The 11,591-nt window shown below is 56.5% G+C and carries 6 protein-coding genes and 1 pseudogene; 4 read left to right on the top strand and 3 right to left on the bottom strand.

The genetic code is table 11. From position 1 onward, the window contains the following. Positions 1-308 precede the first annotated feature (308 nt). The 3 genes and pseudogenes from LDN30_RS16540 to LDN30_RS12895 form a co-directional block, all read right to left on the bottom strand. Positions 309-410: pseudogene (locus LDN30_RS16540) on the bottom strand (ABC transporter permease); the annotation flags it as partial. A 98-nt stretch (positions 411-508) separates the two neighbouring features. Further along, on the bottom strand, positions 509-1,258 hold the full coding sequence (locus tag LDN30_RS12900) for an ABC transporter ATP-binding protein (protein ID WP_223929705.1): 750 nt from the start codon (positions 1,256-1,258) through the stop codon (positions 509-511). Between the two features lies 1 nt (position 1,259). After that, positions 1,260-1,835 (bottom strand): efflux RND transporter periplasmic adaptor subunit, encoded by a 576-nt coding sequence (locus LDN30_RS12895; protein WP_373316548.1) that lies wholly within the window; start codon positions 1,833-1,835, stop codon positions 1,260-1,262. A gap of 283 nt (positions 1,836-2,118) precedes the next feature. Here LDN30_RS12895 and LDN30_RS12890 point away from each other — a divergent pair, with 283 nt between their 5' ends. The 4 genes from LDN30_RS12890 to LDN30_RS12875 all read left to right on the top strand — a co-directional run bounded on the left by LDN30_RS12890 (position 2,119) and on the right by LDN30_RS12875 (position 11,591). After that, positions 2,119-5,238: a SusC/RagA family TonB-linked outer membrane protein gene (locus LDN30_RS12890; protein ID WP_223929704.1), complete on the top strand. Its 3,120-nt coding sequence runs from the start codon at positions 2,119-2,121 to the stop codon at positions 5,236-5,238. A gap of 37 nt (positions 5,239-5,275) precedes the next feature. After that, a complete protein-coding gene (locus LDN30_RS12885; RefSeq protein ID WP_223929703.1) occupies positions 5,276-7,024 on the top strand; it encodes a RagB/SusD family nutrient uptake outer membrane protein in 1,749 nt (582 codons plus the stop codon). A gap of 71 nt (positions 7,025-7,095) precedes the next feature. Then, positions 7,096-8,841, top strand: a complete 1,746-nt coding sequence (locus LDN30_RS12880) for a glycoside hydrolase family 32 protein (protein ID WP_223929701.1) — start codon at positions 7,096-7,098, stop codon at positions 8,839-8,841. Positions 8,842-9,389: 548 nt separating this feature from the next. After that, positions 9,390-11,591: a substrate-binding domain-containing protein gene (locus tag LDN30_RS12875; RefSeq protein WP_223929699.1), complete on the top strand. Its 2,202-nt coding sequence runs from the start codon at positions 9,390-9,392 to the stop codon at positions 11,589-11,591.

Below are 11,591 nucleotides of genomic sequence, written 5' to 3'. Positions count from 1 at the left end.
GAAGCTATAGGGAATTATAGGAGAGGATAGGGAATGATAGGAGACAATAGGGGTTTATAGGAGAGGATAGGGATTAATAGGAGGGGATAGGATATGGTAGAAGGCTATAGGGATAATAGGAGAGAATGGGGAGCTATTGAGATATAGGATTCCCTTTAGCATCCATAGGAACTATAGAGGCCTATAGGGAAATATAGGGGAGCTATAGTAGCTATGAATGCTAAAGGGAAATGGAACCGGCTGATTAGCGGCGCGAATTCGTGGAGTTTTGCAGTTAGCTGCGGGGCATCATTGATTTCGGCGGGGCATCACTCATACCTTATGGCCTCGATGGGGTCGAGCATGGCGGCTTTCTTGGCTGGATACCATCCGAAGAAGATGCCGGTGAAGGAGCATACGGCGAAACTCATGATGATGCCCAAGGCCGTGAGGAACGACCGCATCTTGTTGGCGGCAATGGCGCGTACGGCAATCTTGAATAAGTTGGTGTAGTTCATATCCTTTTCCTTTATTCGTCGGTGTCGGCCGGAATGGCGGCCAGTCCCTCCTCAGCCGAGAGGATATTGTCGTTGACTTCATCGGAGATGATGTGACCGTCGCGGAGCTCGATATTCCGGCTGGCGTAGTGTGCAATATTCGGGTTATGGGTGACGAAGATTATCGTCCGGCCCTCGGCGTGGAGTTTCTGGAAGAGGACGAGAATCTCGAACGACGTGCGCGTGTCGAGGTTTCCCGTGGCCTCGTCGGCGAGAATCACCGCCGGGTCGTTGACGAGGGCTCTGGCTATGGCCACTCGCTGCTGCTGTCCGCCCGACATCTGGTTGCTCTTGTGGTAGAGGCGCTCGCCGAGTCCGACGGCCTTCAGTGCGGCCACGGCCCTGTCGAAGCGTTCCTGTGCGCCGACATTGGGATTGTACATCAGCGGCAGTTCGACGTTCTCGATGCTTGTCGTCTTAGGCAGGAGGTTGTAGTTCTGGAATATGAACCCAATCTTCCTGTTGCGCAGAACGGCTCGCTCGCTCCTCGACATCTGCCGCACCGACACCCCGTCGAGGTAGTACTCACCGCTCGTCGGCGTGTCGAGGCATCCGAGCTGGTTGAGGAGCGTCGACTTTCCGGAGCCCGATTTTCCCATGATGGTGACGAACTCGCCCTCATAGATCTTGAACGACACCCCGCGGAGAGCGTGGACGGTCTTGCCGCCCACCTCGAAATCGCGTCTGACGTCGTCGAGTTGAATGACAACCTTTCTGTCCATACTATCCTTTCTTCTTATTGTTTTTCGGTCCCGGAGCGAACGGACTGCTCTCCTGCGCCGCGTCGTCGGCATCGCCGCCGTCGGGTGTCGACGACTTCACGGCCACGACGACCTTCTGTCCCTCCTTCAGTCCACTCAGTATCTCGGTATTGGTGCCGTCGCTCTGACCAATATTCACGGCCACGGCCCTGACGGTATTGCCGTCGACAATCCACACCTTGTTCTTTGCCCGTGTTTCGACAATCTTGTATCCCGGTGCCGTCTCCTTTGTCGGTGTGAAGCGCAGGGCCCTTGCGGGGACGTTCAGCACGCCCGAAATCTCACTGGTGAAGATGGTGACATTGGCCGTGAGGCCCGGTTTCAGTTTCAGATCGCTGTTGTCGGCACTGATGACGACCTCGTAGGTGACAACATTATTCGTTGTTGTGGCCTCCTGGCGCACCTGCGTGACGGTGCCCTCGAAGGTATCGTCGGGATAAGCGTCGACGGTGAAGGTCACGCGGTTGCCCTCCTTGACGTTGCCGATAATTGTGCTATCGGCCTGCCGAAAATCGTATTCTTCGTGTTGTTCGTGCATGAAACCAATGCCATCTATGCCGCACGAACGTCACGAAATACGGGTCTACTTTTTACATTTGCTGATACAATCATCAGGGTCGCTGCTCCTGTGCTCCACAAATGCGACATAAGAGTTAAAATATAGTTCATGAAACAAATTTCGACAGGTTGGAACGATATTTCGACACTGTTCCCTCTACCTTTATATATCTTTGCAACGTCGAAAAGACATTGGCACTCAATCTTATGAACTGGAATTTATAACAATTCTTATCAAGTATAACTAAAAACTCAGCAAGAAGATGAAACATCTGAGATTTCTCTTGCTCGCGATCATGGCAACCATGATTTCAGCAGCAGCGCTGGCACAGGACATCACTGTCAGCGGTACCGTCACCGACGTTTCGGGCGAACCGATTATCGGAGCCTCCGTCGTACAGAAAGGTACATCCAACGGTTCCGTCACTGACCTCGACGGACAGTTCTCGTTCACGGCCCCACAAGGCTCCACCATTGTCGTCTCTTATGTCGGCTATGCCCCACAAGAGGTGAAGGCCGCCTCCGGCATGAAGATTCAGCTCAAGGAGGACTCCAAGGAGCTCAACGAGGTTGTCGTCACCGGTTACACCACCCAGCGCAAGGCCGACCTCACCGGTTCGGTGGCTGTGGTCAACACCAAGGACCTCAAGACGACGGCCGACACCGACCCCATGCGTGCCCTCCAGGGTCACGTGCCGGGAATGACCATCACCACCGACGGTTCGCCACAGGGTACGGGAACGGTTCGCATCCGTGGCATCGGCTCCATCAACTCGTCGCAGGACCCGCTGTTCATCATCGATGGAGTACCGACGACGATGGCACTCAACTCGCTGAATACCAACGATATTGAGAGCATGCAGGTGCTCAAGGACGCTGCCTCGGCATCAATCTACGGTAGCCGTGCGTCGAACGGCGTTATCATCATCACCACAAAGAAAGGAAAGAAAGGCAACAAGATCGCCATCGACTTCTCGTCGAACCTCACCGCTCAGTTCTATACCTCGCAGTCGAAGATGAAACTCTGCAACACTGAGCAGTATATCACCGCCATGGCCCAGGCCGCCCTCAACGACGGTAAGGACCCCGTGGCCTACGCCCAGAACTACGGTATCGACCTCAACGCAGCCTCGGGCACACCCATCAAGGTGTGGAACCCGGCTACCAACGATTACGTAACCTACACGGCCAACGGCCTTTACAACGGATTCATCAACCAGAAGCAGACGATGCCCTTCTCCGATACCGACTGGGTGGATGCCATCTCGCGCACCGGATTCTCACAGGGCTACGACCTCTCGCTGTCGCATGCCAACGACAAGCACAGCGCAATGTTCTCCGTGGGATACAAGGACAACAACGGTATCCTTAAATACACCGACTTCAAGAATCTCTCGGCACGTCTGAATACTTCGTGGAATCTGAATAAAATTGTCACCGTCGGCGAGAATCTCACCCTCACCTACTCGTCGCAGGTCGACTGCCATCCTATGGAGGACGCACTGAAGATGCCGCCGGTAGTACCTGTCTACGAGAAGGACGGAAAGACCTTTGCCGGTCCTGTAGGATCAATGTCGGACCGCGAGAATCCCGCCCGCGAGCAGTATGACAACCGCGACAACCACCTCGACTACTGGCGTGTCTTCGGCAATGCATACGTAGAACTCAAGCCCATCAAGGGTCTCACCCTGAAGTCGAATTTCGGTATCGACTACAAGACATCGTTCATCAACGCCCTGACCCACACATACGAGTCGGACGTGGTGAAGAACTCCATCGCCAAGACTACCCTGACGAACAACAACGAGACAAACTGGGTATGGTCGAACACGGCCGACTACAATTTCACCATCGCCGACCAGCACCACTTCAATATCCTTCTCGGCAGCGAGCTCTCAAAGCAGAGCGTCATCGACTTCTCGGCCTACTCCGAAGGCTATGCCCTCGAGGATGTCAACTATATGTGGCCTAACGCCGCCACGGGCACTATGAGCAACGCCGGTGCTAAGTTCGGCTACCGCTTAGCATCATTCTTCGGCAAGGCCGACTACAACTGGCGCGACCTCCTGCTGGCCTCATTCACCGTACGCCGCGACGGTTCATCACGCTTCGGACGCAAGAACCGCTGGGGTACCTTCCCCGCAGCATCACTCGGATTCCGCTTCTCGCAGCTCCTGCCGCAGGCCAAATGGCTCAGCGATGCCAAGCTCCGCCTCTCATGGGGTAAGACCGGTAACCAGGCCATCGACAACAACGCGCAGTTCGGACTCTATGTCGTCGACTACGGCCTCGACCGTGTCACGTCGACAGCCTACGACCTCACCCTCGCCGGTTCGGGCACCTTCCCATCAGGCTACCGTGCCACACAGCTCGCCAACGACCACCTGAAGTGGGAGGCAGCCACACAGTATGATGTCGGTCTCGACTTCATGCTCCTCCGCAGCAGCATCTACGGCACCATCGACTGGTACACGAAGAACGTCAAGGACATGCTCATCAGCCCCGCATACCTCGGTGCCACCGGTGAGGGCGGCAACAGCTGGCAGAACGGACCGTCGCTGCGCAACACCGGTATGGAGTTCAGCCTCGGCTACCGCACAACCCTCGACAACGGTCTCGGCATCGATGTCAGCGGCAACCTCGACTTCTTTCGCAATAAGGTTACCTACCTGCCATCGTCGACGAAGGGTGCTTATGCCCACACATCGAAGCAGAACCTCGTAGAGAGCGGCAAGAGCTACGGATCGATAGTAGGATATGTCTGCGACGGACTCTTCCAGACTCAGGAGGAGGTCGATGCCTCAGGACAGGCCAACGCACGTGTCGGCGGACTCAAATACCGCGACCTCGACGGCGACCACAAGATTACGAGCGACGACCAGACGTGGATTTACGACCCGGTACCGGCTTTCTCCTACGGCATCAACGTGGCCCTGAACTATAAGTCATTCGACTTCACGATGTTCTGGCAGGGCGTCGCCGACCAGGACGTGTACAACAACCAGAAATTCCAGACCGACTTCTACGCCATCACCGACCCGGGATCGAACAAGGGCAGCCGTCTGCTCGGTGCTTGGAACACCAACAACACCGGCTCCACGATACCACGGCTGAGCACCGAGAACCGTGCCGACGAGGGACGCGCATCGTCATACTTCGTCGAGAACGGCTCATATCTCAAGCTGCGCACGCTGCAGCTGGGCTACAGTCTGCCGCTGAGCCTCATCTCGAAGATCCGTCTCAGCAAAGTACGCTTCTACGTCTCCGGACAGAATCTGCTGACCATCAAGAGCAGCAGCCTCACATGCCAGGACCCGGAGAACCCGAACTGGAACTATCCTATACCTACTTCACTCTCTTTCGGCCTTCAGGTGGGCTTCTAACGAGACTATACCTATTTTATATATAAACGCTACAACGATGAAAAAAATATATATTCTTGCCCTGTCAGCCATGATGACAATGGGCTTCACGAGCTGTAACGACTTCCTCGACTATAAGCCCACGGCTGTCGTCGACGAGGACAAGGCGTTCAGCGATCCGGAGAAAATGGTCAACAGCGCCTACGCCATGCTCGGCGACTGCTGGTACAGTTATCCGTTCAACCTATGGCCCTACGGCGACCTGTCGTCCGACGACTGCCTCAAAGGTGGTGGCGGCACCGGTGATACCGGATATCACGACATCGAGATATGGTCGTCGCTGACGTCCACACGCGGTGAACTCGACGAGCTCTGGTACCGCCTCTACTGTGCCGTGTCGCGCTGCAACCGCGCCCTCGTAGCCCTCGTAGCCCTCGAGGACAACGGCGAGAGCACCCTCGGCACCGAGACGACCAAGGAGCGCGAGGCCGAGGTGCGCTTCCTTCGCGCACACTTCTACTTCAAGCTTATAAGCGTCTTCCGCCAGGTGCCATGGATTGACGAGCAGGCATACCGCGACAAGGCCACAGAGAAGGTGTCGAACACCGAGCTCACCTATGAGCAGCTCTTCCAGAAAGTCATCGACGACTTCCAGTTTGCATACGACAACCTGCCAGTGAAGCAGAAGGACGGCGGACGCGCCAACAAGGAGGCGGCGGCCAGCTATCTCGCCAAGTGCTACCTGACACTCGCCTGGGGCGACGGCTACGAGGCTACCGACGGTGTGGCCCACATTAACAAGGAATATATGCAGAAGGTAGTCGACTATACCGATGAGGTCATCAGCGACCCCGACTACGGCTACCTCGCCGACTACGGCGACATCTTCCTCCCCGAGTATAAGAACAGCAAGGAAAGCATCTTCGCCGTCCAGTCCTCCGACTACAGTGCCGACCACACACACTACGGACGCGCCAACTGGTCGAACACACTCAACGGCTGCTGGGGAATGTGGTCGTGCGGATGGGATTTCCACAAACCGTCGCAGGACCTCGTCAACGCCTTCAAGACCCGCAATGGTCTGCCGGAGTTCGACGACTACAACAAGACCGACGACTATCCCGTCAACGGACATCCCACAGCACAGAAATGGGACCCGCGGCTCTTCCACACCGTCGGAATGCCCACATTCCCATATAAGTATGAGAGCGAATACACGATGACAAAGGCCAACAGCCGCACACCGAATACCTACGGCTACTACACATCGCTCAAGGAGGTGCCACAGCGCTCTAAGGGTGAGACTTTCAACCGCCCATGGCAGGCCTTCGATATGAACGACTACGTCTTCCGCTATTCCGACGTGATGCTCATGAGGGCCGAAGCACTCATAGAGCTCGGCCGCCTCGAGGACGCACGCACCATCATCAACGACATCAGGCAGAGAGCCAAGAACTCCATTGCCAAGCACATAGAGTATGCTGCCGACCAGTGCGACATTGCACTCTACCCCGAAAGCTACTTCCAGGATAAGGAGACAGCACGCAAGTGCCTGCGCTGGGAGCGCCGTCTCGAACTCGGAATGGAGAACGAACGATTCTTCGACCTGCGCCGCTGGGGTGTGGCCTCGGAGACGCTGAACAACTTCTTCAAGCACGAGCAGAACGACGTCTACGACGGACAGTCCTACGCTCAGTACTATAAGGACGCACACTTCACGGCGGGAAAGAACGAGTTCTGGCCCATACCGTACAACCAGCTCTACTACATCCCCGGACTCTACAAGCAGAACAAGGGATACGAATAGTCAACGGAAACTTCAATAACAACGAACCAACGATGAAAAAAATCTTCAATAACATTCCATCTGTATGTGACATGGCAGAGACGGAACGCAGCCGCACGCTCGCGCCGCGACTCCGCAAGGCTCTCACCATCGTCATAGCCTTACTGGTGAATATCGGCGTGGCTACAGCTCAGGATGCCATCAAGGCCACACGGTTCATCAGCGACAACCACGCCATCACAGCCGTGGCATCGGCCCACCGCTACCTCCTCCTGCCCGTAGAGGAGAAGGAGGACGCTGCCGAGATAAGGGTCATCGCCGGCAACCACTGTCTGAAAAGCCTGCGCGTGAGACTCGCCGTCGGTAAGCCCGACTATCTAGTGCCTCTCGACCTGCAGGCCCTCGGCACGAAGGAACCGGTGTTGCTCGACATCATCTTCCCGGCCAACCGGCGTTCATCGGGAAACATCGAGAGTTTCACGTGCTGGAAATATATGAAGGAGTCGGACTCTTTCGATGTCACAAACAAGGAGAAGTACCGTCCTGCATACCACCATACTCCGGCATGGGGATGGATGAACGACCCCAACGGCATGTTTTATAAGGACGGGGTGTGGCATCTCTACTATCAGCACAATCCCTATGGATCGCTGTGGGACAACCTGTCGTGGGGCCACTCCACAAGCCGCGACCTCGTACACTGGACGTTCGAAGGCGACCCCGTGGAGCCCGACGCCTGGGGGACAATCTTCAGCGGTTCGTCAATCGTCGACCACGACGGTGTGGCGGGATATGGCAAGGAGGCCGTCGTGGCCTACTATACCTCGGCAAGAGAGGGACAGACCCAGAGCATGGCCTACAGCACCGACAACGGCACCACATTCACGAAGTACGCCGGCAACCCCGTCATCACGGCGAAGGCCCCCGACTTCCGCGACCCGCATCTCTTCTACGCTCCCGACTTCAAGAAGTACTACGTCATCGTGTCGTGCGGACAGAAGATGAATATCTACTCGTCCGACGACCTCAAGACATGGACCTTCGAGAGCTCTTTCGGCGAGGGCTACGGCTGTCACGAGGGCGTGTGGGAGTGTCCCGACCTTATGAAGATGAGCAACGGCAAGTGGGTGCTCGTCTGCAACATCAACCCCGGCGGTCCTTTCGGCGGAAGCGCAACGCAGTATTTCGTCGGCAATTTCGACGGTCATAAGTTCACCTGCGAGAGCAATCCGGAAGTAACGAAATGGATGGACTACGGCAAGGACCATTATGCCGCCGTGACCTTCGACAACGCCCCCGACGGCCGTCATGTGGCGATAGCATGGATGAGCAACTGGCAGTATGCCACACAGGTGCCCACACAGCAGTACCGTTCGGCCAACTCCATACCCCGCGACCTCGGCATCTTCACCGACGGTGGCGAGGACTATGTCAGCGTGGTGCCGTCGCCGGAGATGACCGCCGCCCGCGGCCGCCGTCTGGCATCACCGTCGACGAAATGTGAGATTGTCGTCAGCAAACTCCGCGACGGGGCCACCATCGTCCTGAGCAACGGCAAAGGCGAGAAGGTCACCATGAAATACAGCTCCAAGAACAAGGCGTTCGCTATGGACCGCCGCACAAGCGGAAAGGTCGACTTCAGCGATGCCTTCCCGTGTGTCACCACCGCTCCTACCCACGGACGCATCAACGCCCTGCGCATCTTCGTCGATGCCTCGAGCATTGAGGCCTTCGACGCCGACGGAAAGATGGCCATGACAAACCTCGTCTTCCCAACCGAGCCCTACAACAAGCTGACAGTGAAAGGAGGAAAGGCCGTCATCTATGAAATAAAGTAGTTGACAGCGAAAGGAGGGATTCCCGTCATCTATGGAATAAAGTAGGGTCCATACTTAAATAGGTCATATTGTATCAACGGGAGGCCTCGTGGCAGCAGCGGCTGTTGCGGGGCCTCCATATTTTATTCCGCATGGCCACTCCGAACTTCTTCAGTTTCTTAATAAAAATCAAATATATGTTCCGTCTCTCTTCCTTTGCAGGGACAGTTCTCGTGGCCTTCCGCTTGCCTCGAAGGACCCATGAATACAATTTTCCAGCCTCCGTTCACACGTGAATATTATTCGTATTATTGACGAGCTCGGGGAACCCGTGGAACTCTCGAATCTATACCCCTTCCATAGTCACATTAGTGGAGCCGTCGCTCTGTGTGATCTGCATCGCTGACAGCCTGGTTGTCTTCCACAGTCACATTAGTGGAACCGTCGCACCATTTTCCGCCAAAAAGCAACAATGGCAAGCGATTTTTCGACTTAAAAACTAAATAATTTGGAAAAAAAGTTGTAAGTTTGCACCACGACTGTCAATCATATTAACAACACGACCTTACATGAACAAGATAAGACTACTCATTATCCTTCCTCTCATCGCGATACTCCTTGCGGGCTGCTCGTCCGACAACAGCTACCGCTGGCACATCGGCGTGTCGCAGTGCGTTGGCGGGAAATGGCGCGAGAAGGCCAACCAGGAGATGATTACGGCCCAGCACCTCTCCAATCATGAGGTGAAAGTCGACATCGTATCGGCCAATAACGACTCTCGCCGCCAGGTGCGCCAGATCGACAGTCTCGTCGCGGCGGGAGTCGACCTCCTCGTGATATCGCCAAACGAGCAGTCGACGGTGTCGCCGGCCATCGAGCGAGCGCGGCGAGCCGGCATCCCCGTCATACTCTTCGACCGCAAGGCCGCGGGCACCGACTACACCGCTTATATCGGCGGCGATAATATCGAGGCCGGACGAGCCATGGGCAACTACACCCTTTCTCTGCTCCGCGAGCGCAGCTACGACCACCGTCCACGGGTCTTGGAGATTACCGGCGGCACATCGTCGTCGCCGGCCATCGACCGCCACCGCGGTTTCAGCAGTGTCATTAGCGGTCACACCGACATCGACTACTCGTTCGTCAACACCGACTGGACGACAGAGGAGGTATATAAAGCCATGCGCCAGTGGCTCACCACCCACCCCACACCCGATATTGTCTTCTGTCACAGCGACTTGGCAGCCTTCAGCGCACGCCGAGCAGCCACCGATCTCCACTGCGCCGACGGCATACGATTCCTCGGTATCGACGGACTGCCGGGGAAGGGTGAGGGCATCGATGCCGTCGACAAAGGCCTCCTCGCCGGAACGTATATCTATCCTACCCACGGCGACGAGATCATCGCCCTGGCCCTGCGTGTCCTCAAAGGTGAGCCCTTCAAGCGTAATAATATCATGCACAGCGTCATCGTCACACCCGATAACGCACCGATACTCATGCAGAGCAGTGCCGAACTGCAACGGCAGAGCAACGACCTGATGACACTACAGGAGAAACTCGACGACTATTTCGGCCTCTACCACGCCCAGCGCACGGTGCTCGTCGTTGCTATCGGGGCCATACTCATGCTCTGCATAGCCCTCGTGCTCATCTGGCGCGCCGTGGTGCAGCTGCGCCGCGCCGGAAGGAAGATAAGGAGTCTGAACCGGGAGCAGACGCTCTTCTACACCAATGCGCGTCACCAGCTGCGTACGCCGCTGACACTCATCGAGGGACCGCTCCACGAACTTGCCGCACGGACGACGCTCCACGACGACGACCGCCGGCTCGTCGACATCCTCGCCCGCAACGTCAGCCAGCTGAGCCGGATCGTCAACGATGTACTCACCTTCCGCAACGAGGTGGCCGCAACCGTCGACGACAGCTCGGCGGCAACGGAGAAAGAGAAGGAGATGGCGCGAACGTCGATACGCAAGGGACGCGTGGAGATGCTCAAGACGGAGAACAGCGATATGCTGCCGTCGGTGCTCGTCGTCGACGATAACGACGATATGCGGCAGTATCTGCGTACCATCCTCGCCGACAAATACTATGTTGTAGAGGCCGCCGACGGCGAGAGTGGACTGCGACTGGCCCGTGAGAGCGTCCCCGATATTATCGTCTCCGACGTGATGATGCCCGTCATGGACGGACTGCAGTTCTGCCGGAAGATAAAAGACGACAACATCACGAGTCACATTCCCGTCATCCTGCTCACCGCGCGCAGCACCGAGCATCAGCAGGTGGAGGGACTCGACTCGGGTGCCGACGCCTATATGACCAAACCGTTCAGCGCTGAGCTGCTCTTGGCGCGCATCAGCAACCTCCTGATATCAAGGCAGAAACTGCGGCATCTCTTCGACGGACGGGAAAAGGAGGAGGAGACAACGCTCTCCACCCCCGACCGCAATTTCATGACATCACTGAAGAAAGCCATCGACAGCCGGATGGCCGACAGCAATCTGAAGATGGACGACCTCGGCGCTGCCATGGGCATGAGCCGCGTGCAGCTGTACCGGAAGGTGAAAGCCCTCACAGGACTGTCACCGGTGGAACTCCTCCGCGAGGTGCGTCTGCAGAGAGCCCACAAACTGCTCCAGACCACTGACCTCACCGTGGCGCAGGTGGCCTACGAGGTCGGGTTCGCCACCCCCGGCTACTTCTCGTCGTGTTTCAAGAAACAGTTCGGGAAGTATCCCACCGATGTCAAGGCCACCGATAAGGAGTAG

This window comes from Prevotella lacticifex (assembly GCF_019973375.1).
Lineage (GTDB): Bacteria > Bacteroidota > Bacteroidia > Bacteroidales > Bacteroidaceae > Prevotella > Prevotella lacticifex.
Note: the sequence above shows the minus strand (reverse complement) of the source record. Positions and strands in the feature narration are given on the sequence as shown.

Bases quoted from the DNA above. Each gene is read 5' to 3' on its own strand.
- LDN30_RS12880 (WP_223929701.1), top strand. From the start codon at position 7,096: ATGGCAGAGACGGAACGCAGCCGCACGCTCGCGCCGCGACTCCGCAAG.
- LDN30_RS12875 (WP_223929699.1), top strand. From the start codon at position 9,390: ATGAACAAGATAAGACTACTCATTATCCTTCCTCTCATCGCGATACTC.
- LDN30_RS12900 (WP_223929705.1), bottom strand. From the start codon at position 1,258: ATGGACAGAAAGGTTGTCATTCAACTCGACGACGTCAGACGCGATTTC.
- LDN30_RS12890 (WP_223929704.1), top strand. From the start codon at position 2,119: ATGAAACATCTGAGATTTCTCTTGCTCGCGATCATGGCAACCATGATT.
- LDN30_RS12895 (WP_373316548.1), bottom strand. From the start codon at position 1,835: ATGCACGAACAACACGAAGAATACGATTTTCGGCAGGCCGATAGCACA.
- LDN30_RS12885 (WP_223929703.1), top strand. From the start codon at position 5,276: ATGAAAAAAATATATATTCTTGCCCTGTCAGCCATGATGACAATGGGC.